This window comes from Methylobacterium sp. DB0501 (genome assembly GCF_011043735.1).
GTDB classification, from domain to species: Bacteria; Pseudomonadota; Alphaproteobacteria; order Rhizobiales; family Beijerinckiaceae; genus Methylobacterium; species Methylobacterium alsaeris.
The window spans coordinates 1-24,010 of the sequence record NZ_JAAKGV010000017.1; the positions used below are offsets into that span (position 1 = coordinate 1).

At 70.4% G+C, this 24,010-nt stretch carries 24 protein-coding genes, 1 tRNA gene and 1 rRNA gene; 13 read left to right on the forward strand and 13 right to left on the reverse strand.

Annotated elements, in window-relative coordinates:
* The first annotated feature begins 159 nt into the window (after window positions 1-159).
* From rrf to G4G93_RS22890, 3 genes are all read left to right on the forward strand, one after another.
* Window positions 160-275 (forward strand): 5S ribosomal RNA (gene rrf / locus G4G93_RS22880).
* Window positions 276-323: 48 nt separating this feature from the next.
* Window positions 324-400 (forward strand) — tRNA-Met (locus G4G93_RS22885).
* Window positions 401-613: 213 nt separating this feature from the next.
* Window positions 614-1,504, forward strand: coding sequence for a dihydrodipicolinate synthase family protein (locus G4G93_RS22890; protein WP_165087477.1), 891 nt, complete (start codon window positions 614-616; stop codon window positions 1,502-1,504).
* 2 nt (window positions 1,505-1,506) lie between these two features.
* Here the strand turns inward: G4G93_RS22890 and G4G93_RS22895 are convergent, their stop codons facing one another.
* From G4G93_RS22895 to G4G93_RS22920, 6 genes are all read right to left on the reverse strand, one after another.
* Window positions 1,507-2,883: an amidohydrolase family protein gene (locus tag G4G93_RS22895; RefSeq protein ID WP_165087478.1), complete on the reverse strand. Its 1,377-nt coding sequence runs from the start codon at window positions 2,881-2,883 to the stop codon at window positions 1,507-1,509.
* Window positions 2,880-3,758: a polysaccharide deacetylase family protein gene (locus G4G93_RS22900; protein ID WP_165087479.1), complete on the reverse strand. Its 879-nt coding sequence runs from the start codon at window positions 3,756-3,758 to the stop codon at window positions 2,880-2,882. The genes G4G93_RS22895 and G4G93_RS22900 overlap by 4 nt, the downstream gene beginning before the upstream one ends.
* A 189-nt stretch (window positions 3,759-3,947) precedes the next feature.
* Window positions 3,948-4,775: an ABC transporter substrate-binding protein gene (locus G4G93_RS22905; protein WP_165087481.1), complete on the reverse strand. Its 828-nt coding sequence runs from the start codon at window positions 4,773-4,775 to the stop codon at window positions 3,948-3,950.
* Between the two features lie 31 nt (window positions 4,776-4,806).
* A complete protein-coding gene (locus G4G93_RS22910) occupies window positions 4,807-5,577 on the reverse strand; it encodes an amino acid ABC transporter ATP-binding protein (protein WP_165087483.1) in 771 nt (256 codons plus the stop codon).
* Entirely contained in the window at window positions 5,574-6,431 is an 858-nt protein-coding gene (locus G4G93_RS22915; RefSeq protein ID WP_165087484.1) for an amino acid ABC transporter permease, read from the reverse strand. The genes G4G93_RS22910 and G4G93_RS22915 overlap by 4 nt, the downstream gene beginning before the upstream one ends.
* Before the next feature lie 34 nt (window positions 6,432-6,465).
* On the reverse strand, window positions 6,466-7,431 hold the full coding sequence (locus G4G93_RS22920) for an N-carbamoyl-D-amino-acid hydrolase (protein ID WP_165087486.1): 966 nt from the start codon (window positions 7,429-7,431) through the stop codon (window positions 6,466-6,468).
* Window positions 7,432-7,575: 144 nt separating this feature from the next.
* On the opposite strand from G4G93_RS22920, the gene G4G93_RS22925 reads away from it, so the two are divergent.
* The gene (locus G4G93_RS22925) at window positions 7,576-8,487 is read left to right on the forward strand and encodes a LysR family transcriptional regulator (protein ID WP_165087488.1); all 912 of its coding nucleotides are present in this window, start codon (window positions 7,576-7,578) and stop codon (window positions 8,485-8,487) included.
* Window positions 8,488-8,579: 92 nt separating this feature from the next.
* Window positions 8,580-8,834: a hypothetical protein gene (locus G4G93_RS22930; RefSeq protein WP_165087489.1), complete on the forward strand. Its 255-nt coding sequence runs from the start codon at window positions 8,580-8,582 to the stop codon at window positions 8,832-8,834.
* Between the two features lie 303 nt (window positions 8,835-9,137).
* On the opposite strand, the gene tcuA is transcribed toward G4G93_RS22930, so the two are convergent.
* Window positions 9,138-10,619: an FAD-dependent tricarballylate dehydrogenase TcuA gene (gene tcuA / locus G4G93_RS22940; RefSeq protein ID WP_165087491.1), complete on the reverse strand. Its 1,482-nt coding sequence runs from the start codon at window positions 10,617-10,619 to the stop codon at window positions 9,138-9,140.
* Between the two features lie 115 nt (window positions 10,620-10,734).
* On the opposite strand from tcuA, the gene G4G93_RS22945 reads away from it, so the two are divergent.
* A complete protein-coding gene (locus G4G93_RS22945; protein WP_165087492.1) occupies window positions 10,735-11,388 on the forward strand; it encodes a GntR family transcriptional regulator in 654 nt (217 codons plus the stop codon).
* 96 nt (window positions 11,389-11,484) lie between these two features.
* Entirely contained in the window at window positions 11,485-12,894 is a 1,410-nt protein-coding gene (locus G4G93_RS22950; protein WP_312892219.1) for a pentapeptide repeat-containing protein, read from the forward strand.
* Window positions 12,895-13,002: 108 nt separating this feature from the next.
* Here G4G93_RS22950 and G4G93_RS22955 read toward each other — a convergent pair whose 3' ends face one another.
* The 4 genes from G4G93_RS22955 to G4G93_RS22970 all read right to left on the reverse strand — a co-directional run bounded on the left by G4G93_RS22955 (window position 13,003) and on the right by G4G93_RS22970 (window position 16,207).
* A complete protein-coding gene (locus tag G4G93_RS22955) occupies window positions 13,003-13,779 on the reverse strand; it encodes an ABC transporter ATP-binding protein (RefSeq protein ID WP_165087494.1) in 777 nt (258 codons plus the stop codon).
* Window positions 13,767-14,522, reverse strand: a complete 756-nt coding sequence (locus G4G93_RS22960; protein ID WP_048435136.1) for an ABC transporter permease — start codon at window positions 14,520-14,522, stop codon at window positions 13,767-13,769. Before G4G93_RS22960 ends, G4G93_RS22955 begins: the two co-directional genes overlap by 13 nt.
* Window positions 14,523-14,536: 14 nt before the next feature.
* The gene (locus G4G93_RS22965) at window positions 14,537-15,574 is read right to left on the reverse strand and encodes an ABC transporter substrate-binding protein (RefSeq protein WP_165087496.1); all 1,038 of its coding nucleotides are present in this window, start codon (window positions 15,572-15,574) and stop codon (window positions 14,537-14,539) included.
* A 309-nt stretch (window positions 15,575-15,883) separates the two neighbouring features.
* A complete protein-coding gene (locus G4G93_RS22970; RefSeq protein ID WP_165087498.1) occupies window positions 15,884-16,207 on the reverse strand; it encodes a YnfA family protein in 324 nt (107 codons plus the stop codon).
* Window positions 16,208-16,473: 266 nt separating this feature from the next.
* Here G4G93_RS22970 and G4G93_RS22975 point away from each other — a divergent pair, with 266 nt between their 5' ends.
* Genes G4G93_RS22975 through G4G93_RS23000 form a run of 6 tightly spaced genes read left to right on the forward strand, consistent with a single transcriptional unit; the run spans window position 16,474 to window position 21,888 of the window.
* A complete protein-coding gene (locus G4G93_RS22975; protein WP_165087500.1) occupies window positions 16,474-17,814 on the forward strand; it encodes an ABC transporter substrate-binding protein in 1,341 nt (446 codons plus the stop codon).
* Complete coding sequence (locus tag G4G93_RS22980; protein ID WP_165087502.1) at window positions 17,814-18,746, forward strand: branched-chain amino acid ABC transporter permease; 933 nt, start codon at window positions 17,814-17,816, stop codon at window positions 18,744-18,746. The genes G4G93_RS22975 and G4G93_RS22980 overlap by 1 nt, the downstream gene beginning before the upstream one ends.
* A gap of 31 nt (window positions 18,747-18,777) precedes the next feature.
* Window positions 18,778-19,710 (forward strand): branched-chain amino acid ABC transporter permease, encoded by a 933-nt coding sequence (locus G4G93_RS22985; RefSeq protein WP_165087505.1) that lies wholly within the window; start codon window positions 18,778-18,780, stop codon window positions 19,708-19,710.
* Window positions 19,707-20,477: an ABC transporter ATP-binding protein gene (locus G4G93_RS22990; RefSeq protein WP_165087507.1), complete on the forward strand. Its 771-nt coding sequence runs from the start codon at window positions 19,707-19,709 to the stop codon at window positions 20,475-20,477. The genes G4G93_RS22985 and G4G93_RS22990 overlap by 4 nt, the downstream gene beginning before the upstream one ends.
* The gene (locus G4G93_RS22995; RefSeq protein WP_165087510.1) at window positions 20,464-21,120 is read left to right on the forward strand and encodes an ABC transporter ATP-binding protein; all 657 of its coding nucleotides are present in this window, start codon (window positions 20,464-20,466) and stop codon (window positions 21,118-21,120) included. Before G4G93_RS22990 ends, G4G93_RS22995 begins: the two co-directional genes overlap by 14 nt.
* Window positions 21,121-21,138: 18 nt before the next feature.
* A complete protein-coding gene (locus G4G93_RS23000; RefSeq protein ID WP_165087513.1) occupies window positions 21,139-21,888 on the forward strand; it encodes an SDR family oxidoreductase in 750 nt (249 codons plus the stop codon).
* Between the two features lie 49 nt (window positions 21,889-21,937).
* On the opposite strand, the gene G4G93_RS23005 is transcribed toward G4G93_RS23000, so the two are convergent.
* Window positions 21,938-22,549 carry a phasin family protein gene (locus G4G93_RS23005; protein WP_165087515.1) on the reverse strand — a complete coding sequence of 204 codons (612 nt, stop codon included), beginning with the start codon at window positions 22,547-22,549 and terminating at the stop codon, window positions 21,938-21,940.
* A gap of 295 nt (window positions 22,550-22,844) precedes the next feature.
* Window positions 22,845-23,951: a microcin C ABC transporter permease YejB gene (locus G4G93_RS23010; RefSeq protein ID WP_165087518.1), complete on the reverse strand. Its 1,107-nt coding sequence runs from the start codon at window positions 23,949-23,951 to the stop codon at window positions 22,845-22,847.
* Window positions 23,952-24,010: the final 59 nt, after the last annotated feature.

Consider the following 24,010-nt stretch of genomic DNA (forward strand, 5'->3'; position numbering starts at 1 on the left):
TAACGCGCTGAGCTGACCAGTACTAATCGCTCGATCGGCTTGATCGCTCTCATGATCCGTGTCCGGATCAACCCCGACACCACGACACGATGAAGACGCCTGACGCAGCCGAGCGGCTGCCACAGAACGAATGCTTGCTGGACGAACGTGCTTGGCCGGTCTGGTGGTCTGAGCGGGGTGATCAGAACCCGATCCCATCTCGAACTCGGCCGTTAACCGCCCCAGCGCCCATGGTACTGTGTCTCAAGACACGGGAGAGTCGGTCACCGCCAGACCTGCCAAGCACGTCACGTTCCCTCAACACGAGGCAGATCGCACCCTGGCGCGGGGTGGAGCAGCCCGGTAGCTCGTCAGGCTCATAACCTGAAGGTCACAGGTTCAAATCCTGTCCCCGCAACCAACCATACGAAAAACCCCGCCGGGTCTGCCCGGCGGGGTTTTTCGTGTTAGGACCATCTGCCCTCCCCGCGAGCCGAATCCGGGGCCATCGCCCTGACTGGCCCAGCGTGATCGCGAGGAACTGGTCGTAGGAGCTGAGCCGGTTTGCCGGTATTGGCCACCCTGACCGAGGCGGTCGGCGCCGCCGCCTGAACCGGCAGGACAATCAGATCCCATGTGCTTCTCCGGCCTGTCCGCCTTTCCCATCACGCCCATGGACGAGGGCGGCCGAGTCGACCTGCCGGCCCTGCGCCGCCTCGTCGCCCGCCTCTGCGCGGCCGGCGTCGATTCGATCGGTCTCCTCGGCAGCACGGGATCCTACCCCTACCTCTCCCGGGAGGAGCGCCGCCGGGCGCTTCGGGCCGCCCTCGACGAGGCGGCGGGCCGCATACCGATCCTCGTCGGCATCGGCGCGCTGCGGACCGACGCGGCGGTGCGGCTGGCACAGGATGCGCGGGCGGAGGGGGCCGCGGCCGGGCTGCTCGCCGCGATGTCCTATACGCCCCTCACCGACGACGAGGTGTTCGAGCATTGCGCCGCCGTCGCCCGCGAGAGCGGCCTGCCGCTCTGCCTCTACGACAATCCCTCGACCACGCATTTCCGGTTCAGTCCGGCCCTGGTCGGCCGGCTGAGCCGGGTACCGGGGATCGTCGCGGTGAAGAGCCCGGGCCAAGCGCCGGAGGCGGTGGCCGGGCACCTCGCCGAGCTGCGCGCCGCCGTGCCGCCGGACTTCTCCATCGGCACGAGCGGCGACTGGCTCGCGACCGAGGCGCTGATCGCCGGCGCGGAGGCTTGGTACAGCGTAGTCGCCGGGCTGTTTCCCGAGGTGGCCGTCGCGATCGTCCGCGCCCTGCGGGCCGGGGATGTGACGGAGGCGCGCCGGCTCGATGCCCGGCTCGAACCGCTCTGGGCCTTGTTCCGCGAGTTCTCCAGCCTGCGGGTCACTTACGCCTGCGCCAACCTCCTCGACCTGACCCAGGCCGCGCCGCCGCGGCCGATCCTGCCGCTCGGCGCGGAGGCCCGGACCAGGGTGGCGGAGGCGATGCGGGCACTCGATCTTGCGTGAGGTCAGGCCTCTGCGAAGGCGGCGCGGGCCTCCGGCAGGTCCCAGATCCGCTCGATCGCGGCGGCGCCCTCGCGGGTGATCGCCGCCTCGTCGCCGGCGAGGTAGCGGCCGTCATCGACGAGGACCCGGCCGTCGACGATCACCTGGGCGATGTTGGCGCGGTTGGCGAGCGCGATCAGGGCCCGCAACGGATCGTGCAAGGGTTGCAGGTGGGGGTGGGTCATGTCCACCACCGTCAGGTCGGCTTTGGCGCCCGGCGCCAGCACGCCGAGATCGGGCCGCCCGATCGCCGCGGCGGCCTCGCCCGTCACCGCGTCGACGAGGGCGGCGGACTCCGCCGCCTCGGCCCGGCCGGCGGCGATCTTCGAGATCAGCGAGGCGGCGTTGAGTTCGCCGAGCAGGTCCATGTTGTAGCCGTCGGTGCCGACCAGCGTGCGGATCCCGTGGCCGGCGAAGCGCCCGAAGGCGGCGGTGCGCCCAGCCCGGGCGAAGACTCGCGGGCAGTTCAGCACCGTGGCGCCCCGCGCCGCCATCAGGCGCAGGTCGTCGTCGCTGCTGGCGATGCAGTGGGCGGCCAGCAGGTCCGGCGCCAGCAGGCCGAGCCAGTCGAGGTATTCCGCCGGGCTGCGCCCGTCGTGCCGGGCCCGGATGGTCGCGACCTCGTCGTCGCTCTGGGCGAGATGGGTGGTGATCGGGACGCCGAGTTCCCGCGCCCGGGCGGCGCAGGCGCGCAGGAGATCGGGGCCGCAGGTGTCGGTGGCGTGCGGGCTCATGGCGAGGCGGATGCGCCCTTCCGCCCTGCCCTCCCAGCGGGCATGGAGCGCGTTCCACGCCGCGAGGTCGGCGGCGCCGTCGTCGCCGGCATAGGACACGCGCCCGTCCGGGCCGGCCCTGGCGTCGGCGGTCGAGAACAGGTAGGGCGCGCCGTAGAAACGCAGGCCCATCTCCTCGGCCGCCTCGAACATCTCGGGGATGCCGTTCCGGAACGGCTCCATCACCGTGGTGGCGCCGCCCTTCAGGAGCTGCAGGATGCCGAGCCGGGCGACCGCCCGGCGCTCCTGCGGCGTGAGGACGGTCAGCGCGATCTTCGAGAGCGGCAGCAGCACCGTGTAGACGATGCTCTTGCCCCCTGTCCGCCCCCGCCCGTCCTCGGTATGCGATCGGGCGATCGCCTCGCTGAAGCAATGGTTGTGCAGGTTCATCAGGCCCGGCAGCACGAGGCGGCCCGGCCGGTCGTCGATCGTGTCGGCCGCCGGCCGGTCCGGCGTGATCGCGGCGATGCGGGTGCCCTCGATCAGCACCCAGCGGTCGCGCTCGATGCGGGGCGAACCGTCCCGGCGGGTGAGGATCCAGGAGCCGAAGAGGGCAACCGTGGTCACGCCGCCCGCTCGTACTTCAAGAAGTTCTCGGCGATCGCCGCGCCGGTGGTGATCCAGAGGTCGGGGCAGCCTTTCGCGTAGGTCAGGAACTCGCGCAAAAGGCGCAGGCGCATCGGCCGGCCGCTGCATTGCGGGTGCAGCACCGTCGTCACCATCGCGCCCCAGTCGCGGACCTCGTCGAGCTCGTCCTTCCACAGCGACAGGACGTGTTCCTTCGGGAAGATCGAGCGCGGGCTGAAGCGGGTCGAGAGGCCGTGCATCCAGTCGTCGTAGCTCGCCGTCACCGGCAGCTCGATCGGGCCGGGGCGGCCATCCGTGAGGACGTGGCGATAGGGCCGCACGTCGTCGCGGAACGACGAGGTGTAGACGATGCCGTGCTTCACCAGGATCTGGCGCAGGCCCTCGGTGAACTCGCCGTAGGGGGCGCGGTAGCCCGTCGGCACCACGCCGAGGCGGCGCTTCAGGGTCTCGAAGCCGCGCTCCACCTCTTCCTCGATGAAGGGCGCGCCCGGATCCGGCATGAGGTGGTGGTAGCCGTGATGGCCGATCTCGTGGCCGGCCCGCATGATCGCCTCGGCCATCGCCGGATAGGCGTCGACGGCCCAGCCGGTGATGAAGAACGTCCCCTTGAGGTCGAGCCGGTCGAGGAGTTCGAGGAGCTTCGGCGTCCCGACCCGCGCCTCGTAGGCGCCGTAGCTCATGGTGACCAGACGCTCGGCATGGGCCGCGTCCTTGCTGGTCCAGGCGCTCTCGGCATCGACGTCGAAGGAGAGGAACATCGCCGAGCGGTAGGGCGCGGGCCAGGGATAATCGGGGGCCGGCGGGGCGAGATTGGCGGGGGTGAGCGGGATGCTGTCGAGGGCGGCGCGGTTCATGGCGGACTCATCGGTGTCGGTCGTTATGAGGCCCGATCGCGCGGCCGATCGGGTGAACATCCATCATTCAGAGGATCTCTCCGTCATCCCGGGGCTCGCCGCAGGCAGGAATCCGGAATCCAGACGCGCAGGCGGTGCAGAACACGGCGGAATGGTTCTGCCGTCGTCGGGAATTCCTGCGATTCCGGACTACTTCCCGCCATTGATCGCCGCCTTGTCGACGCCGTTCTCGGTGAGCTTCCACTTCTCCAGGAGCGCCTTGTAGGTTCCGTCGGCGATCAGCGCGTCGAGGGCGCCGGCCATGGCCCGCTGCAGGCCGGTCTCCTTCACGGGAATCGCGATGCCGGTATATTGCAGGGCGATCGGGGTGCCGACGGAGAGGTAGGTGTCGGGCTCCAGCCCCATCACGTAGGGCAGCGTCTCGTTGCCCTGGACGGCGGCGTCGATGCGGCCCTGCTTGAGCTGGGTGCGGGCGTCGGCCGAGCCCTCGGTGCCGACGAACACAACCGGGTCGTCCTTGCAGTTCTGCTCGCTCCAGGCGGCGATCTCCCGCGGGAACGAGGTGCGCCGGCTCGCCCCGGCCTTCTTGCCGCACAAGGACCTCATGTCCTTGAACTCCCCCTCGCGGGCCTTGCGGACGAAGAATTGCGGGCCGCTGCGCAGGTAATCGACGAAGGTCGCGGTCTCGTGGCGTGTCGCGAGGTCGGTCATGCCGGAGAGGATCATGTCGACCCGTCCCGTGCTGAGCGCCGGCATCATCTGGTCGAAGCTCGTCTCCTGCCAGGCGAGCTTGACCCCGAGCTTCTTGGCCAGCGCGTCGCCGAGATCGACGTCGAAGCCGGTGAGCTGGCCGGTCGCCGGGTCCTTGAACTCCATCGGCGGGTAGTTCGGCACGATCGCGACCTTGAGCGTGCCGCTCTTGACCACGTCCGGCGGCAGGGCCGCCCTTGGCGCGTCCTGCGCCGCCGCAGCGGCGGTCGACAGGCTGATGAGACCGATCGCGATCAGGCGCTTCACCGAAAACCTCCTCGTGAACCTTCGAGAAAACTCATCCGATCACTGCCGAGAGGAAGCTGCGGGTGCGCGCCTCGCGCGGCACGCCCAGAACCTCGGCGGGCGTGCCCGTCTCGACGATCGCGCCCTGGTCCATGTAGACGACCGTGTCGGCGACCTCGCGGGCAAAGCCCAGCTCGTGGGTGACGACCATCATGGTCATGCCGGAGCGGGCAAGCTCGCGCATCACCGCCAGCACCTCGCCGACGAGTTCGGGGTCGAGGGCCGAGGTCGGCTCGTCGAACAGCATCAGCTGCGGCTTCATGGCGAGCGCACGGGCGATCGCGACGCGCTGCTGCTGGCCGCCCGAGAGCTGGGACGGGTAGCTGCCGGCCTTGGCGGCGAGGCCGACCCGGGCGAGCAGCGCCACCGCCTCGTCCCGCACCTCCGCCGGCCGGCGGCCCTGGACCTGGATCGGCCCCTCGGTGACATTCTCGAGCGCCGTCTTGTGCGGGAAGAGGTTGAAGCGCTGGAACACCATGCCGGTCCTGAGGCGCTGGCGCGCCACCTCGCGCTCGCTCAAGGCGTGGAGCCGGCCGCCGGATTCGCGCAGGCCCAGCAACTCGCCGTCGAGCCAGATGCCGCCGGAATCGATCCGGGTGAGCTGGTTGACGCAGCGCAGGAGCGTGGTCTTGCCCGAGCCCGAGGCGCCGATCAGGCACATCACCTCGCCGGCGCGCACGTCGAGCGAGACGTCGTCGAGCGCCTTGAAGGTGCCGAAGCTCTTCGAGACGCGGCGGAAGGCGACGAGCGGACGGTCGGTCATCGGCCGGGCCTCGCGGTGCCACGGGCGAAGCGGCGCTCCAGCAGCATCTGCAGCGGCGTCAGGGCCGACACGACCAGCAGGTACCAGAGGCCGGCGACGATCAGCAGTTCGATCACCCGGGAATTGGCGTAGTAGATGTTCTCGGCGGCGTGCAGCACTTCCGGGTACTGGATCACGCTGGCCAGCGAGGTCGCCTTGACGAGGCCGATGAACTCGTTGCCGAGAGGCGGCAGCACCACCCGCATCGCCTGGGGCAGGATGATGCGACGGAGGGCCTTCATCCGGCCCATGCCGATCGCCTGCGCGGCCTCCGACTGCCCGGCATCGACCGAGAGCAGGCCGGCACGCATCACCTCCGAGGTATAGGCGCCCTGGTTGATCCCCAAGCCCAGCAAAGCCGCCAGGAACGGCGTCATCACCTCGACCGACTTCACCGACCACAGGCCCGGGATGCCGATGACGGGAAACACCAGCGCCAGGTTGAACCACAGCAGCAGCTGCAGGATCAGCGGCGTGCCGCGAAACAGCCAGGTGTAGCCGGCGGCCACCCCCTTCAGCACCGGGTTGGGCGAGAGCCGCATCACCGCGACGACGAGGCCGAGCGCGATGCCGAGGCTCATCGCCAGGACGGCCATCACCAGGGTATTGGCGATGCCCCGCAGGATCACCGGCACGGTGAGGAAGCGGCCGACATAGGCCCACTCGATCTGTCCTTCCGCGAAGGCGCGCCCGATCAGCGCCAGCACGGCCAGGATCAGGCCTGCGGCGATCCAGCGGCCCCAATGCGTCCGCCGGGCGGTCGGCAGGCCGGTGAGATCGGGAAAGCCCTCCGCGAGGGCGCGTCCGCTCGTCATGGATCCCTCGTCGGTGGCCGGGGAGGCTGCGGGGTCAGGCCGCCGCGGAGGGCGCCGGGTGCGGCGGCTCGATCACGCCGGCCCGCTCGGTGATCGGCCCGTACTGGGCCGGCTGCCGGTGCTGGCCGAAATTGAACATCTTGTCCTTGCCCTGCCGGCAGCGATCGAGGTCGCATTCGGCCACCACCACCTCGTCGCCGAGGGTCCTGGTCTGCGCCACGATCCGCCCGTCGGGATCGACGATGCAGGAGCCGCCGATCAACCCTGAGCCGTCCTCGTTGCCGGCTTTGGCCACCGTCACCGCCCAGGTGGCATTCATGTAGGCGTTGGCCTGGGCGACCAGGGTCGAGTGGAAGGTGCGCAAGGACGCGTCCTCGCTCGTACCGCCGTTCGGGTCGTAGGCGGCCGAGTTGTAGCCGACGCAGACGAGCTCGACGCCCTGCAGCCCCAGCACCCGCCAGGCCTCGGGCCAGCGCCGGTCGTTGCAGATCATCATGCCCAGAATCGCGCCGGACCAGGCCTCGCCGGCCCGGAAGGCCGGGAAGCCGGTATCGCCGTAGGAGAAGTAGCGCTTCTCGAGCTGCTGGAAGCGCGCGCCTTCCCGCGGCTCGACCGAGCCCGGCAGGTGGACCTTGCGGTAGCGCCCGAGGATCGACCCGTCCGGCTGGACCAGGATCGCGCTGTTGAAGCGCTGTCCCTCCGGCGTCAGCTCGGCATAGCCGATGTTGAACCCGACCCCGAGCTCCCGGGCGCGGTCGAAGAGCGGCTGGACGGCGGGATTCGGCATCGCGCGCTCGAAGTATCCGTCGAGGTCGTCGCCGTCGAGCAGCCAGCGCGGGAAGAAGGTCGTGAAGGCGAGTTCGGGGAACACCACCAGCGTGGCGCCGCGTCCCGCCGCCTCGTCGAGCAGGCGGAGCAGCCGGCCGAGGGTGTGCTCGCGGGAATCGGCGCGCTGGGTCGGCCCCATCTGCGCGGCCGCGACGGTGACGATACGGGACATCATGACCTCGAAACAGGCACGATGCTGCATTTACAAGCATTGTGCGAGAGTTGATGGGGTCTATACCCGATCATGCACATTCCTTACGCCTCCACAATCTGGGAGATTATGATAAATTCCGCCGGACTATAATCTGGAGTGATGATGAACCTGCGACAGCTGGAGATCCTGCGGGCGGTGGTCCGGCACCGCACCACCCTGGCGGCGGCCGAGGAGCTGGCGGTGTCGCAGCCGGCGGTGAGCAACGCCCTCAAGGCGATGGAGGCGCAGGTCGGCTTCCCGCTCTTCGACCGCATCAACAACCGGTTGTTTCCGACCGCCGAGGCGATGACGCTCTACAAGGAGAGCGAGGCGATCTTCGCGCTCCACGCCAAGCTCGAGGGCCGCCTGCGCGACCTGCGCGAGAACCGCCACGGCCACCTCGCCCTGATGGCGACGCCGCCGCTGGCCTACGGCCTCCTGCCCCGGGCGCTCGCCGCCTTCGTGCGGCAGCGGCCGCAGACCCGGCTGTTCTTCGACGTGCGCCGCTACGAGGGCGTGATCGAGGGCGTGACCAGCCGGGTCGCCGAGCTCGGCTTCGCGCTCGGCCTGTCGAACCATGTCGGCATCGCCCACGAGGTCGTGCACCGGGGCGAGATGGTCTGCGTCATGGCGCCCGACCATCCCCTGAGCGGGCGGGATTCGGTCACGCCGGCCGACCTGTCGCGTCATCCCTTCATCGGGCTCGAGCGCGGCACGCGCCTCGGCGAGGCATTGCGCGACGCCTTCGCGCGGGCGGGCGTGCCGTTCGCCGCCGCCGTGGAGGTCCGCTACTGCAACACCGCCTGCGTGCTCGCCGGGGCCGGGGTCGGCGTCGCGGTGGTCGATCCGTTCTCGCCCGCCCAGGGCGGCGCGCATCCGGTGGTGGTGCGGCGCTTCGTGCCGACGACGCCGGTCGAGGCCTTCATGCTGTGGTCGGAGGCCGAGCCGCTGTCGCGCCTGGCGCGGGCCTTCCTCGACGAGGTGCGGGCGGCGCGAAGTGACGATCGGGCGGCCGAGGCCGGCATCCAGGCGTGACAGCTTCGCTGCCGCGATTTGAGCCGGCGGCGGGGTTGACGTAAGGGATCGTCCCTGCCCTGCATGACGGGTATCGTGCCGCGGAGGAAGAGTTGCTGCTCGTTTCGGCCGTCATGGCGGCTCTGATCGGGTCGTTCCTGGGTTGGAGGCTGGGGTTTCAACGGCCGCGACCGAGCCTGAAGGGGGCCGCATGGCTGTTCGTCGCGTTCCTCGGTCCCCTCATCCTGTCGTGGAACGACCTCGACGTATTCGTGGTGATCGTCGTCGGCGTCTCGCTGAACTACGCGGCATTCCTGCTCGGGTCCGCGCTGGGCGGCTGGGCCCGCGTTCGGCGCGGCACCCCGTAGGCGCGGGCACGGCGACACCGGTCCCCGTCTTCGCGCGTGAGCGCCGATCCGCCTGCCCTTGCACCACGGCCGCCCGGGCCACCTCCCCCGCATCCGTGAGCCGGCCGACGTTCCAGGCCGGCGCCATCACCCGGCGGCTCTGCGCGGCCGGCCGGATGCCCTCGGCGAGGTCGACGAACTTGCGCCCGAGATCGGCATCGGGATCGGGTTCTCGACGCTGCCGACCGCGTCCTCGATGAGGCGCGTGAGGACACGGCCGTCGGCGAGGGTGACGACCGTCAGGTCGACCTGCTCCGCGCCGGCTCAAGCCGCCCGCGCCGCCCCGTTCCCGGCCCGCCTGCCGAACACCACGCCGGAGGTGAGGCCCGAGCCGCCCGGATAGCCGTTGAAGAACACCCCGCCGACCATCTCGCCGCAGGCGTAGAGGCCGGGGATCGGGGCGCCGCTCTCGTGCAGCACCGCCCCGTTCTCGTCGACCTCGACGCCGCCATACGTGAAGGTGATGCCGCCGGTGACCGGATAGGCCTTGAACGGGCCGGCCTCGATCCGGCGCGCCCAGTTCGATTTCGGCAGCGCGAGGCCCGTCGTGCCGCGCCCGTCCTTCACGGTGGGATCGAAGGGGACGCTCTCGTCCACCGCCTCGTTGAAGGCCGCGATCGTCGCCCGCGCCTGCGCCTTGTCCTCCAGGCCGTCGAGGCGGTCGATCAGCGCGTCCAGGGTGTCGGCCTCGACGAAATGGGCGTCCTTGAACCGGTACTCGCTGTAGAGCAGCGGATCGACCGCGGCATCGAAGATCTGCCATGCGACATGGCCGGGCTGCTCCATGATGGCGCGCCCGAACTGGGCGTAGGTGTAATTGCGAAAATCCTTGCCCTCGTCGACGAAACGCTCGCCGTTGGCGTTGAGCATCACGCCGAGGAAGTAGCAGATCTTGCGGTAATGCTTGCGCTCGAGATGCGGCAGCTCGAGGTTGCCGTAGGGCGGGGTGAACAGGTCCATCGGCGTGGCGTGGCAGCCGCCGTAGAAGCCGTGGCGCCGCGCGCCGAGGCGGAACGCCATGGCGAGCCCGTCGCCCTGGTTGTGCGGCGTGCCGCGCACCTTGGCCTCGTCCCAGCCCGAGCCGATGAACTCGGCGCGCATCGCCGCATTGGCCTCGAAGCCGCCGCAGCCGAGCACCACCGCCCGCGCCCGGATCTCCCCCGCGCTCGTACGCACGCCGCAGACCCGGCCGGCTTCGACGATCAGCGCCTCGGCGGCGCAATCGTAGCGGATCTCGCCGCCAAGCGCCGCGAAGGCGGCGCGCTCGGCCTCGGCGAGGCCGTGGCCCTCGCCCCGGGTCGCCAGCGTCAGGCCGCCCCAGAAGACGTGGCGCCCGTCCTTCTCGAAGGATTGGCGGGAATAGATCGGCTCGAACTTCACCCCGCGCGAGGCGAGCCAGCGCACGGCGTCGTAGCTCTCGGCGATCAACGCCTGCTGCTCGCGGCTCAAGGGCCGGCCGTCGTTGAAGCCGAGGAGGTCCGCGGCGAAGCGCTCGGCCGGATAGGCGCCGAAATCGGTGTCGGGCAGCCGCGGGTCGTTCGGGTCTTCGAGCAGCGGCAGCAGGTCGTCGGCGCCGTCATAGACGAAGCGCATCGCCCCCGCCGTGTAGGCGGTGTTGCCGCCGGCGAGGTCCGGCCCGGCCTTCTCGATCACCAGGACCCGGCTTCCCCGCTCGCGTCCGGCGATGGCGGCGCTCATCGCGGCATTGCCGGATCCGACGACAACGATGTCCCATTCGGTCTGCATGGCGGTTCCCCCCGGCGCTGATATGCCACTGTATGCGATTGTATGCAAGATTGCCGGCTTGTCGTGACGAGCGCCCTCGCGCACATCCCGGGCGGGCCGGAAGGATGCGGGCGGGATGACGGAGCGGGGTTCGGGGGAGCAGCGTGGCGGCCAGAGCGCCTATGACCGGCTGCTCGGCGCCATCGAGGAAGGTGAATTGCCCCCCGGCAGCCGCCTGCGCGAGGCGGAGCTGGCCGAGCGCTTCGCGATCAGCCGCACGCCGGTGCGGGAGGCCCTGGCGCGGCTGGAGGCCCAGGGGCTGGTGCGCCACGAGCCGCATCGCGGCGCCAGCGTGGCGCGGCTCGACTATGCCCAGGTCACCGAGCTCTACGACCTGCGCGAGGTGCTGGAGGGCACGGCGGCCCGCCTCGCGGCGATCCATGCCAGCGCGATCGAGGTCGAGATCCTGGAGGAGATGATCGAGCGCGACCGCGGGCTCGTCGGCGACGCCGCGGCGCTCGCGCGCACCAACCGCCTGTTTCACCGCCAGATCCATGCCTGCGCCCATAACCGCTTCCTGCAGGGCACGCTGGAGACGATGCGGCTCTCCCTGGTGCTCCTCTCCGGCACCACCCTGGCGCAAGCCGACCGGGCCGAGGCCTCGATCGACGAGCACGCGGCGATCGTGGCCCGCATCCGCGCCCATGACGGCGCCGGCGCCGAGGCGGCGGCGCGCACCCATATCCGGGCGGCCTTCAAGGCGCGGATCCGGCTGCATCAGGAGATGTGAGATCGGTCCCGGCGAGGGTCCGGTCCTGGCCCCGCCGTTGCATTCCCGGTCGGATCGTGGCTGGGTCCGCCTCGCTCTCGAACCTCAGGAACACGCGTGCGCCATGGCATGGACGGGCCCGTCACGCGCGATCGGCGCAACTCGGCCGTGAACACCCGGCCGCAAACCCCGCTCGACCCGCGCATCGGCGCGCTCCTCGCCGAGATCGCGGACCAGGACGGCGCCCCCTTGCGGCGCGACGGCCGGCCCCTCTCCTTGCGCGGGGCAGTCTTGAGCCGCGACCACCTCGCACCGCTCGCCGGCGGCGCCGGCTGGTGGGACGCGGAGCGGCAGGGCCTGAACCTGGCCGGGGCCGAGATCCCGGGCAGCGACCTCGAACAGGCCGACCTCACCGGCGCCATCCTGAAGCGGGCGCGGCTCTCGGGCGCGCTCGCCCGCTCGGCCGACTTCACCGGGGCGCTGATCGAGGAGGCGGATTTCGGCAAGGCCGATCTCAGCGGCGCCCGCTTCGTCGGCGTCGCCGGCGGCCAGGCCGACTTCACCGAGGCGATGCTGGAGGATGCGAATTTTCGCGACGGCTCCTTACGCTTCGCCCGCCTGCCCCGCAGCCTGCTCGACGGCGCCGACTTCTCCGGCGCCGACCTGTGGGGCGCCGACTTCACCGGGGCGGATGCCGACTACACCACGTTCCGCGGCGCCCGCCTCGACGAGGTGAACCTGTCGGACACCAACCTCACCCACGCCGATTTCGAGGGCGCGAGCCTGGCCAAGGCGCGGCTCACCGGCTCGCGCCTGCGCAGCGCCGTGCTCACCGGGGCCAAGCTCGACGGGGCGGACTTGTCGGGCGCCGACCTCTCGGCCGCGACCCTGGTGCGGCTCGACCTCTCCTCCTGCGGCCTGCGCCACGCGCGCTTTGCCGGCGCCTGGCTCAACGGCACCCGGTTTCGCGCCGCCCAGATCGGCGAGGCGGTGGGCGAGGAGGTGGCCGGCGAGTACGAGGCCGCGAAGGCGAGCTATCTCGCGCTGGAGCAGAACTTCCAGAGCATCGGCAGCCACGACGAGGCCGGCTGGGCCTATCGCCGCCGGAGGCGGATGGGCCGCCTCCATGCCGGCGCCCTGTTCCGCGCCGCCTGGGGCGACCGCGACCGCAAGGGCATCCTTCGCCACGGCTACCGCTGGCTCGCCGACCATTTCGTCGAATGGCTGTGCGATTACGGCGAGAGCCTGTCGCGGCTGTTTCGCGCCTTCGCGATCCTGATCGTGGTGTTCGGCGGGCTCTACGGCCTGACCGGCGGGCTGATCCCGGAGGGCGGCACGGCGGCGACCTACAACCTCCTCGATCTCATGAGCTACAGCGCCCTCAACATGATGACGGCGAACCCGCCGGAGATCGGCATCAAGCCGGTCGGCCGGGTCACCAACCTGCTCGTCGGGGTCCAGGGGGGGACTGGGATCGTGCTGATGGGGCTGTTCGGGTTCGTACTGGGGAACCGGTTGCGGCGATAGCGATCAGGATTGTTCAACCGAACAGTCCTGCCACCCTCCACGTCATCCCGGGTCCTCGCCTGCGGCGAGCCTCGGGACGACGTCGGGAGATGGCGAGTTCGGTCCTCTTCAGGACGCGGCTTTGTGACCCGTGGGACTTACTCCTGCCCCCACCAGCTCCTCCCGGATCACCTGCGTCATCGCCTTCAGCTCCGGCGCCGCCCGGTCGCGCGGCTGGGCCGCCGCGATCCGGTGGGCGGCGACGATCCGGCCCGGGCTGCCGGCCAGCACCACGACCCGGTCGGCGAGGTAGACCGCCTCCTCGATGTCGTGGGTGACGAACAGGACCGTCTGGCCCGAGGCGCGGCAGAGCCCGGCGAGCGCGTCCTGGAGGCTTTCACGAGTCAGCGCGTCGAGGGCCGAGAACGGCTCGTCCATCAGGAGCACGTGCGGTTCGACCGCGAGCGCGCGGGCGAGCGACACCCGCTGCCGCTGGCCGCCGGAGAGCTGGAACGGCCAGCGCCCGGCGAGATCCGCGAGGCCGACCCGCTCCAGCGCCGCGAGCGCCCGCCGGCGCCGCTCGGCCCGGGGCAGACGCAGCTTCTCGAGCCCGAAGGCGACGTTGTCGAGGACCCTGCGCCAGGGCAGCAGGCGCGAATCCTGGAACACCAGGGCGACCGCCCGGCGGCCCGCCTCGGGCTCGCTGACCGAGACCGTGCCGGCGCTCGGCCGCACCAGATCGGCGATGACGCGCAAGAGCGTCGACTTTCCGACGCCCGAAGCGCCGACGATCGCCAGGAACTCGCCGGGCTCGATGTCGAGGTCGAGACCCGACAGCACCGTGGTGCGGCTGCCGTCGCGGGTGAAGGTGAGGGCGAGGCCCTGGATCGCGATCAGGCCCGCCATCGGAGGATCCAGCGTTGGAGGGCGGTGAAGCCGGCATCGAACACGCCGTAGAGCAGCGCCATGGTGAGCATGTAGACGACCACGATGTCGGTCGCGAGCAGCGTCGAGGCCTGCATCATCCGCTGGCCGAGCCCCGCAACGCCGAAGATCTCGGCGGCCACCACCGCCATCCAGGCCTGCCCGATGGCGGTGCGCACGCCCACGAGAATCCCCGGCATCGCCGCCGGCCACACCACCGTGACCAGCCGCTCGGGCGCCGAGCGGAAGCCGAAGGCGGCGGCGAGCTCGATCAGGTCGCGGTCGACGCCGCGGATCGCCCCGTGGCTCGCGAAATAGACGATCCAGAACACCCCGATCGCGACGATGAACAGGGCCGCCTCCGGGCTGACCCCGAACCAGATGATCGCGAACGGCACCCAGGCGAGGCCCGGCACCGGGCGCAACACCCGCACCACCCAGGCGGTCAGCCCTTCCGCGGTGCGCGACATCCCCGTCAGCGTCCCGGCCGCGATGCCGAGCCCGACGCCGAGGGCGAGGCCCGCCAGATAATGCCCGAGGCTCCCCGTCACCGCCGCCAGCCACTGGCCGGAGCGCAGCTCGCGCAGGAAGGCCTCCGGCAGCACCGAGGGCGGCGGCAGGAAGGCCGGGTTGACGAGGCCGAGCCGCGGCACGGCCTCCCACAGGGCGAAGAAGGCGGCAAGCCCCACGAGCGGGAGCAAGGCCGCCGCGGGGCGGGATCGCATCGGTGGGCTTCGTTCTATTTGCCGGCGACCGCGCGCTCGTAGAAGCGCGGCTCGAACAGCCCATCGAGGGGCACCTCGCGGTCGAGCGCGCCGATCTTCACCTGGTAGCGCTGCATCGCCGCCGTCGGCTCGACGATCGGGCGCGGATCGGCGGTGAAGTGCGTCGCCGGCGAGGCCAGCGACCGGCGGATGGTGGCGGTGTCGACGAGGCCCTTGCCGAGCGCCGCCTCGATGATCGGCGCGGCGCGGTCCGGCTCGCGGCCGATCAGGGCGACCGCCCGCACGATCCCGGTCACGATCGCCTGCACGGCCTCGGGCTCCTTGTCGAGGAGAGCGCGCGTGACGGCCACGACGGTGCCGGGCTGGTTGGGGAACATCTCGCCGCCGAGCGCCATCAGGCGGATCGCCGGGTTGCGGCCGGTGACGATCGAGACCGCGGGCTCGCGCAGGATGCCGCCCTCGACCGCGCCGGCGAGGATCGCCTGCTGGGTCGCGTCGATCCCCATCGAGACGATCGTCACGTCCTTCGGGTCGACCTTCGTCACCTCCCACAGCCAGTGCTGCAGGGTGGTGTTGGGCACCGAGCCGAGGGGCTGGGTCGCGAGCCGCGCCGGGGTGCCGGTGGACTCGCGGTAGCGCATGAATATCTCGGCCGGGGCGACGCCCTTCTCGGCGAAGCGGGCGAGCTTGGGGCCGGCGACGACGACGTTCTCCTCGACCGAGGTGGCGGCCACCACCTTCACGTCGATCCCCTTGGAGCGCGCGACGCCGAGCGGCGCGACGCCGGCGACGTAGACGTCGAGCGTGCCCGAGGCGAGCGCCTGGATCATGTTCGGGCCGGACTCGAAGGTGGTGATGCCGAGCGACAGCCCGGCCTGTTTCAGCCAGCCTTCCTTCTCGGCCACATAGATCGGCGCGGCGGCGAGGATCGGGATGACGCCGACCCGCAGCGGCGCGGAGCGCCCCTGTGCCAGAGCCCGGCCGCCACCCAGAGCGGCGCTGGCCGCCAGGACCGGGGCTGCCCCGAGGATGCTGCGTCGCGTGATGGTCATGGCCGGCCGTTCGTCGGGAGAAGTCGCGTCCGCTTAGGGCATTCTCCTGCCGCGGTGCAAGAATGGCGCGGATATAAGAAAAACGATCTTTCATATACCCGTGTGATAGCAAAATATTCTTCTATCACGGCGTGACGGAGAAGATTGTGCGGTCGGCGCGCGGTCGCGTCCGGCATCCCGTCCTGGCATGATCAGTCCGGTTTTTCGGCCGGCACGGTCGCGCGTCCGCGGTCCGGCCTCGTCTCGCATGGCCTTCCATTCCGACCCTGTGCTCGACGTGATCCGGTTTCGCCCCCGACGATGCCGGGCTCACCCACGCGGCGCCAGCACGATCACGGCCGCCCCGGCAAGGCACAGCACCGCCCCGGCGCAATCGAACCGGTCCGGCCGCTGCCCTTCCGCGCCCCACAGCCAGAGCAGCGAGGCCGCGATGTAGATGCCGCCATAGGCCGCGAAGGCGCGGCCGGCGGCGTCCGATTCGACGAGGGCCAGCAGGAACGCGAAGGCACCGAGCGCCAGGATGCCCGGCACCAGCCAGAAGGCCGAGGCGCCGAGCCGCCACCAGGCCCAGACCGAGAAGCATCCGGCGATCTCGGCGAGCGCGGCGGCGGCGTAGAGGAGGAAAGTCGGCATGGCGCCGCTTCTCCCACGCCATGCCCCGACGAGAAAGGTCAGGCTCGCCGCTTCATCAAGGCCGGCCATGGGACAGGATGGGCGTCTCCAGGCCCTGGCCCACGATCGTCCCACCCCCGCCCATCCCATATCCCGAACCTCTGGCAGGCGCCCGAACAAGCTATTGGACAGGACGCCACCACACCCCCATGATCCCGCCCGCGGCGAGGCCCCCGACGCCTATCTCCAGAGGGGTCCGCCTGCGTGGGAAGTCAGGGAGGACACCGATGGCAGGGACGGGTCGTGCCGGGAACGTCACGCGGCGCGAGGCGCTGATCGGCGCGAGTGCCGCCGCGGGGAGCCTGATGCTGCCGGGCGGGCACGCCTGGGCACAGGGGGCGAAACCCGCCGAGCTGAAGGTCGGCATCGCCACCTACCTGTCGGGCCCGGCCAGCGTGTTCGGCGTGCCCGGCCGACAGACCGCCGAGATGCTGTTCGACGAGATCAACGCCGCCGGCGGGATCGCCGGGATCAAGGTGCGGCCGATCTTCGTCGACGAGGGGCCGGGCGTCGACCACGTGGTCGGCGAGTACCGCCGCCTGGTGCAGTCGGAGGGCGTGCACCTGATCTTCGCGGCGATCTCCTCGGCCGATTGCATCGCCTGCGCGCCGCTCGCCGACGAGCTGAAGCGCCCGACCCTTTTGTGGGATTGCGGCACCCAGCGCATCTTCGAGGACAACCGCTACGGTTACGCCTTCCGCACCCAGGCCAACGCCACGCCGGAGATTCTCTCCGCGCTCCTCTACCTGCTGAAGGTCAAGCCCGACTTCAAGTCGATCGCGGTGATCAACCAGGATTACGCCTGGGGCCGCGACTCCTGGGACATTTTCCGGACCGCGATGAACACCCTGAAGCCCGGGGTGAAGGTCTCGGCCGAGCTGTTCCCGCGCTTCGGCGCCACCGATTTCTCGACCGAGATCACCCGCGTCCTGGCCCTGCGGCCCGACGTAGTCCTCTCGACCTCCTGGGGCGGCGACCTCGACGCGCTGATCCGCCAGGCCTCGGACCGCAAGCTGTTCGAGCGCGCGACCTTCGTGATGCCGCTCGCCGAATCCTCGCTCCAGCGCGTCGGCAAGGCGCTGCCCGCCGGCCACATCGTCGGGGCGCGCGGCGACCACTGGTTCCTGCACCCCTCGCCGGCCGATCCGGAGCGGCTGAAGCGCTTCAGCGACACCTACAAGGCCAAGTACAATGCCTGGCCGATCTATCCGTGCTTCCACATGGCGCAGGCCGTCTCGGCGATGAAGGCCGGCATCGAGAAGGCGGTGGCGGCGAAAAGCGGCGGCTGGCCGACCGATGCGGAGCTGGCGGCCGCCTTCAAGGGCCTCGAATTCCCCTCGCCCACCGCCAGCGTGCGCATCCGGGAGGACGGCCAGGGCCTCGAGAACCAGCTGATCGGCACGACGCTGCATTCCGAGAAGTACCCGTTCCCGGTGCTCACCGACATGATCGTCTTCCCGGCCGAGTCCGTGACGACGCCGGTCGGCCAGAAGAGCGCCGATTGGCTCAAGACGCTGACCCCCGACATGGTGGCGAACCTCCCGCAGGCGCAGGCCTTCAAGAGCTGATGACCTGGCTATCGGAGAACGGGATCCTCGTCGGGCTCGCCCTGCTCGACGGGCTGTCCTACGCCGCCGCCGTCTTCATGGTGGCGGTGGGGCTGAACCTGGTGTTCGGCGTGCTGCGGGTGCTCAACGTCGCCCATGGCAGCCTTTACGCCATCGGCGGCTATACGGCCGCGTCGATCGGGCTGTTCGCCGCCTCGCTCGGCGCACCGCCCTGGCTCGGCCTGCCGATCCTGCTCGCCGCTTCGGTGCTGGTCGGCGTGGTGTTCGGGCCGGTGATCGAGCGGCTGCTGCTGCGCCGGATGCAGGACCGCGAGCCGGTGCTGCAGCTCCTCGTCACCTTCGCGCTGTTCATGATCCTCGAGGACCTGCAGAAGCTGGTCTGGGGCGTGCAGCCGGTGGTGTTCGACGCGCCGCTGAAGTGGCTCGGCACCGTCGACGTGCCCTTCGGGACGGATGTCATCCCGTTCACCGCCTACCAGCTCTACGTGCTGCCGGGGGTGGCGCTCGCCACCTTGGGCGTTCTCGCCTACGTGCTTCGCTACACGCTCACCGGCCGCATGGTCGTGGCGGTGACGGTCGACCGCGAGGCGGCGCGTGCCATGGGCATCGACGCCGCCAAGGTGACGATGCTCACCTTCACGGTCGGCGCGGCCCTCGCGGCCCTCGGCGGTGCGCTCGCCGCCCCCACCGTCTCGCTGGTGCCTGGGGTCGGCGCCTCGACCATCGTGCTCTCCTTCGCCGTGGTGGCGACCGCGGGCCTCGGCCAGATCGAGGGGGCGGCGGTGGCGGCCCTCCTCATCGGGCTCGGCCGCTCCTTCGCGGTCTACGTGGCTCCCGAATTCGAGGTGGTGGTGCCCTACGCCATCATGGTGGCGGTTCTGCTGTTCCGGCCGCAGGGGCTGTTCGGCGTGGCGGAGACCCGGCGGATATGACCTGCGCTCTCATTCGAGGAGGGGCTGCGCGATGACCCGCCGCTCCGAGACCCTGCTGGCGCTCGCCGGCGCCGTGCTGATCCTCGTCCTCGCCTATGCGGTGCCGTGGCTGCGCTTCGTGCTCACCATCGCGCTCGCCAAGGGGCTGGCGGTGCTGGGCATCCTGCTCCTGCTGCGGGCCGGCCAGGTCAGCTTCGGCCACGCGCTCTACCTGGCCCTCGCCGCCTATACGGTGGCGTTCGGGGCGGTCGTGGTGCCGGAAGCCCTGTTGCTCCTGCCCGCCGCGGCCCTGCTCGCGGGCGTGGTCGGCCTGCTGATCGGCCTGTTCGTGGTGCGCTACCGCGAGATCTTCTTCGGCATGCTGAATCTCGCCCTCAGCATGGTGTTCTACTCGGTGCTGGAAAAATTCTACGCGCTCACCCACGGCGCCGACGGCATCCGGCTCCCGCCCGTCACCGTCCTCGGCCGGCCGCTCGCCGGAGAATCGGGCGAGTGGACGGTGCTGGGCATGGCCCTCGTCCTGGCCCTCGTCTGCGGCGCCCTGGTGCGGGTGGCCCTGGCCTCGCCGCTCGGCGAGGCGCTCGCCGGCATCAAGACCCGCGAGACCCGGCTCGACTTCATGGGCGTATCGCCCAAGCGCGTGCTGCTCGCGGCTTACGTCGCTTCGGCCGTGATGGCGGGATTGGCCGGCGCGATCATCGCGCTGACCACCCGGCACGTCACCCCGGCGCTCAGCTACTGGACCACCTCCGGCGAACTGGTCTTCATCGCGATCCTCGGCGGCGCCGGCAGCGTGATCGGGCCGTTTCTCGGGGCGGCGGCCTACGAGCTGACCCGGGTCTATGCCGCGGCCACCTTCGCCAATGCCTGGCAGCTGGTTCTCGGCCTCGTGCTGCTCGGTGTCATCGTGTTCGCGCCGGGCGGGATCTGGGGGATGATCACGAGCCGCAGGAGGGCCGCATGACCGCTCTGCTCCAGGCTAGGGGTCTGCGCCTCGCCTTCGGCGGCCTCAAGGCCGCCGACGGGATCGACCTCGACGTCGAGGCGGGCGAGTTCCTGGCCATCATCGGCCCGAACGGCGCCGGCAAGACCACCTTCATCAACATGACGACCGGCTATCTCAAGCCGCAGGGCGGCTCGATCGCCTTCGAGGGCAAGCCGATCCTCGGCCTGTCGCCGCGGCGCATCGTCGGACTCGGCGTCGCGCGCAGCTTCCAGCTGCCGCAGCTCTTCACCGAGCACACGGTGCTGCAGAACGTGGCTCTGGCGGTCGCGGCCCGCGAGGGCGTGTGGTCGGTGCTGAACCCGTTGCTGCGCCCGCGCTTCCGCGACGAGGCGGCGGAGCTGATCGGGCGCTTCGGCCTCACCCGCATCGCCGAGGTGCGGGCCGACGCCCTCAACGAGGGCGCCCGCAAGCTCGTCGACATCGCCATGGCGGTGGCGCTCCGCCCCCGTCTCCTCCTGATGGACGAGCCGACGAGCGGCGTCGCGGCGGCCGAGAAGATGGGCATCGTCGAGACCCTGGTCCGGGTCCTGCGCGAGGCGGGCGTGACGGCGGTGTTCGTGGAGCACGACATGGAGGTGGTCGGGCGCTTCGCCGACCGGGTCGCGGTCTGGGGCCAGGGCCGCATCGCGGCGCTCGGCCCGCCGTCCCAGATCCTCAACGATCCGGAGGTGCAGCGCACGGTGATCGGCATCGCACCCGCGGGAGGCGCCCATGCTGCGGCTTGAGGGGGCGGCGGTCGAGATCGCCGGGGCGCCGGTCCTGCGCGGGGTCTCGCTCCAGGTGCCGCCGGGCGGGCGCGTGGCCCTGATCGGCCGCAACGGCGCCGGCAAGACCACGACGCTCCGCGCCCTGATGGGACTCCTCCCCTTGCAGGCCGGCCGGCTCGTCCTCGACGGGCAGGAGGCCGGCACCGTGCCGGCGCATCACCGCGCCCGTCTCGGCATCGGCTATGCCCCGGAGGAGCGCAAGCTGTTCGGCAGCTTCACGGTGCAGGACAACCTGCTGCTGCCGGCCCAGGTGCTGAGCCTGCCCAAGGCCGAGGTCTCCCGGCGGCTCGACGCCGTCTACACCCTGTTGCCGGAGCTCAAGGATTTCGCCCCCCGCAAGGCGGCGGGCCTGTCGGGCGGCCAGGGCAAGATGGTGGCGCTCGGTCGCGCCCTGATGGTCGGCACCCGCGCGGTGCTCCTCGACGAGCCGTTCCAGGGCCTCGCCCCGGCCCTGGCGCTCCGCTACGCCGAGGCCCTGGCACGCCTGCGGGCAGCCCTCCCCGACGTCGCGATCCTCATCACCGAGAGCAGCCCGGACCTGCTGCGGGCGCTCGTCGACACCACCATCCAGATCGAGCGCGGCGAGATCTCGGCCGCCTGACGTAGAAGGAGTGATTCCATGAGGCTGAACGGCAAGGTCGCGATCGTCACCGGCGCCGGCGGCGGCTTCGGCGAGGGCATCGCCCGGCGCTACGCCGAGGAAGGCGCCAAGGTCGCGGTGCTCGATCTGCGCGGCGACGCCGCCGAGCGGGTGGCCAAGGACATCGGCGCGTCGGCGATCGCCATCGCGGCGGATGTCGGCAGCGCCGAGGACGTGCAGGCAGCGGTCGCGCGCACCACCGAGGCCTTCGGCACGCCCCACATCCTCGTCAACAATGCCGGCACCACCCACCGCAACCAGCCGTTGATGGAGGTCGACGAGGAGGCCTTCGACCGGGTCTTTCGGGTCAACGTGAAGTCGATCTTCCACTTCGTCCGGGCGCTCGCCCCGGCGATGCGCGACAATGGCGGCGGCGTGATCCTGAATGTCGGCTCGACCGCCGGCATCCGGCCGCGGCCGGGCCTGACCTGGTACAACGCCTCGAAGGGCGCGGTGAACCTGATGTCGAAGTCGCTGGCCGTCGAACTGGCGCCGTGGAAGATCCGCGTCAACGCGCTCTGCCCGGTGATGGGGGAGACCGGCCTGCTCGAAGCCTTCATGGGCGTGCCGGATACGCCGGAGAACCGTGCGAAGTTCGTCGCCACGATCCCGCTCGGCCGGATGTCCCGGGCCTCCGACATCGCCAACGTGGCGCTCTTCCTCGCCTCCGACGAGGCCGAGTTCATCACCGGCGTCGAGATGCCGATCGACGGCGGCCGGACGGTCTGATCCCGGCAACGGGCCCGCATCCCCCGGTCCGGGGATGCGGGCCCGCGCGTCAGCGCGAGGCCGGCAGCGGCTTCACGCTGGCGCAGATCTGCCCGACCTCCTCGAAGGCGCGCAGCGACGTCTCGGCGACGGTGCGGGCATCCTCGACCAGGCTCTGCACGGTCTCGCGCATCATCTCGCTCTGGATCATCGAGAATTCCTGCATCGTGCGGGCGCCTGCGAGCCGCTTCAGGTCCTCCAGGTTGCGCTGCCAGCGCTTCTGGCCGAGTTCGACCGAGCTGCGCCAGGCATCCTGCATCGCATGCGTCATCACCGTGCCGCAGCGGCCGACGGCGTCCGAGTTCTTCCGCGCCTGCGCGGCGAACCGCTCGCCGTCCTCGCTGCCGACGCCCATCGTCCGCGACAGTCGCTCGTTGAACTCGCGCGCCGTCCGCGAGACCGTCTCGACGCCCATCTGTACGATCTGCTGCGTCGTATCCGCGGTGCGTCCTTGCAGCGCGCCCGCCTGATCCATGGTGTCCTTGGCGAGGTCGGCCATCCGGGAAGCCTGCTCGGCGGCGGTGTCGAGCCCGCCGGACGCCCCGTCCTGAACGCCCTTCGTCGCCTCGGCCTTCGTGGTCTCGGTCTTCCTGGCCTGTTCGGAATGCTGGGTCGCAGCCATGTGGATACTCCTCGTCGTCCGTCTGACGATCTCCTTCGGCCCCTGCTCTCCCTGGGACGGTATTCGCTCCGATATTTTTTGATTTATTTATCGACGTGCCGGCTATCTTTTAATTATCGACACGCTGTGGTTTAAAGACATCCGGAATTCGGCTGCGACAACATAAGTTATTGTTGGAAATTTTCCGCCTTGATCGGATTTGCGGATGCACCGATGCGGTGGGCTCGACGATCGAGATCGCCGGCCCAATCCACCAAGCCCGGGCCGCCGTCCCGCGGGAGCGGGACGGAACGCCTCACGCCGCCCGCGCCTCGAAGTCGATCCGCGGGTCGATCCAGCTATAGGTCAGGTCGGAGATCAGGTTCACCACCAGCCCCAGGAGCGAGAAGATGTAGAGGTTCGCGAACACCACCGGGTAGTCTCGGTTCACGATCGATTCGAACGACAGCAGCCCGAGCCCGTCGAGGCTGAAGATGGTCTCGATCAGGAGCGAGCCGGCGAAGAAGGCCGAGATGAACGCGCCGGGAAAGCCCGCCACCACGATCAGCATCGCGTTGCGGAAGACGTGGCCGTAGAGCACCTGGCGCTCGGACAGTCCCTTCATCCGCGCCGTCAGCACGTATTGCTTGCGGATCTCGTCGAGGAACGAGTTCTTGGTGAGCAAGGTCGAGGTGGCGAAGGCCCCGATCGCCATGGCGATGATCGGCAGGGTGATGTGCCAGAGGTAATCCGTCACCTTGTGCCAGAGCGGGAAGGTCGACCAGCCCTCGCTGGTCAGGCCGCGCAAGGGAAAGATCTGCCAGAACGAGCCGCCGGCAAACAGCACGATCAGCAGGATCGCGAACAGGAAGCCCGGAATCGCGTAGCCGACGATGACGACGCCCGACGTCCAGACGTCGAAGGGCGAGCCGTCGCGCACCGCCTTGCGGATGCCGAGCGGGATCGAGATCGCGTAGGAGATCAGCGTCATCCAGAGGCCCAAGCTGATCGAGACCGGCAGCTTCTCGCGGATCAGCTGCAGCACAGAGACATCGCGGAAGTAACTCTTACCGAAATCGAAGCGGGCATAGTCCCACAGCATCTTCAGGAAGCGCTCGGGCGCCGGCTTGTCGAAGCCGAATTGCTGCTCCAGCCGCTTGATGAAGGCCGGGTCGAGCCCCTGCGCGCCGCGGTAGCGCGAATTCGATTCCCCTCCCCCGGCCTGCGCCGTGCCGCCGCGCCCGGCGAGGTCGCCGCCGCCGCCGGTGACCCGGGACATCGTGGTGTTCTGGCCCTGGAGCTGGGCGAGCACCCGCTCGACCGGCCCGCCGGGGGCGAACTGCACGATCACGAAGGAGATCAGCATGATCCCGAAAATGGTCGGGATCATCAGGAGGAGGCGGCGGATGAGGTAGGCAGCCATCGGGGCGGGCTTCCAGTGGAGTGCTTCGCGAGAGCATCTTCCGACGACGCGGATACCGG

Excerpts from the sequence above, each read along its gene's own strand:
- G4G93_RS22995 (WP_165087510.1), top strand. The coding sequence starts at position 20,464 with ATGCTGCGGCTTGAGGGGGCGGCGGTCGAGATCGCCGGGGCGCCGGTC.
- G4G93_RS22960 (WP_048435136.1), bottom strand. The coding sequence starts at position 14,522 with ATGCGATCCCGCCCCGCGGCGGCCTTGCTCCCGCTCGTGGGGCTTGCC.
- G4G93_RS23000 (WP_165087513.1), top strand. The coding sequence starts at position 21,139 with ATGAGGCTGAACGGCAAGGTCGCGATCGTCACCGGCGCCGGCGGCGGC.
- G4G93_RS22915 (WP_165087484.1), bottom strand. The coding sequence starts at position 6,431 with ATGACGAGCGGACGCGCCCTCGCGGAGGGCTTTCCCGATCTCACCGGC.
- G4G93_RS22900 (WP_165087479.1), bottom strand. The coding sequence starts at position 3,758 with ATGAACCGCGCCGCCCTCGACAGCATCCCGCTCACCCCCGCCAATCTC.
- G4G93_RS22925 (WP_165087488.1), top strand. The coding sequence starts at position 7,576 with ATGAACCTGCGACAGCTGGAGATCCTGCGGGCGGTGGTCCGGCACCGC.
- G4G93_RS22955 (WP_165087494.1), bottom strand. The coding sequence starts at position 13,779 with ATGGCGGGCCTGATCGCGATCCAGGGCCTCGCCCTCACCTTCACCCGC.
- G4G93_RS22920 (WP_165087486.1), bottom strand. The coding sequence starts at position 7,431 with ATGTCCCGTATCGTCACCGTCGCGGCCGCGCAGATGGGGCCGACCCAG.
- G4G93_RS22970 (WP_165087498.1), bottom strand. The coding sequence starts at position 16,207 with ATGCCGACTTTCCTCCTCTACGCCGCCGCCGCGCTCGCCGAGATCGCC.
- G4G93_RS22990 (WP_165087507.1), top strand. The coding sequence starts at position 19,707 with ATGACCGCTCTGCTCCAGGCTAGGGGTCTGCGCCTCGCCTTCGGCGGC.
- G4G93_RS22985 (WP_165087505.1), top strand. The coding sequence starts at position 18,778 with ATGACCCGCCGCTCCGAGACCCTGCTGGCGCTCGCCGGCGCCGTGCTG.
- tcuA (WP_165087491.1), bottom strand. The coding sequence starts at position 10,619 with ATGCAGACCGAATGGGACATCGTTGTCGTCGGATCCGGCAATGCCGCG.
- G4G93_RS22975 (WP_165087500.1), top strand. The coding sequence starts at position 16,474 with ATGGCAGGGACGGGTCGTGCCGGGAACGTCACGCGGCGCGAGGCGCTG.
- G4G93_RS23010 (WP_165087518.1), bottom strand. The coding sequence starts at position 23,951 with ATGGCTGCCTACCTCATCCGCCGCCTCCTCCTGATGATCCCGACCATT.
- G4G93_RS23005 (WP_165087515.1), bottom strand. The coding sequence starts at position 22,549 with ATGGCTGCGACCCAGCATTCCGAACAGGCCAGGAAGACCGAGACCACG.
- G4G93_RS22890 (WP_165087477.1), top strand. The coding sequence starts at position 614 with ATGTGCTTCTCCGGCCTGTCCGCCTTTCCCATCACGCCCATGGACGAG.
- G4G93_RS22980 (WP_165087502.1), top strand. The coding sequence starts at position 17,814 with ATGACCTGGCTATCGGAGAACGGGATCCTCGTCGGGCTCGCCCTGCTC.
- G4G93_RS22965 (WP_165087496.1), bottom strand. The coding sequence starts at position 15,574 with ATGACCATCACGCGACGCAGCATCCTCGGGGCAGCCCCGGTCCTGGCG.
- G4G93_RS22910 (WP_165087483.1), bottom strand. The coding sequence starts at position 5,577 with ATGACCGACCGTCCGCTCGTCGCCTTCCGCCGCGTCTCGAAGAGCTTC.
- G4G93_RS22945 (WP_165087492.1), top strand. The coding sequence starts at position 10,735 with ATGACGGAGCGGGGTTCGGGGGAGCAGCGTGGCGGCCAGAGCGCCTAT.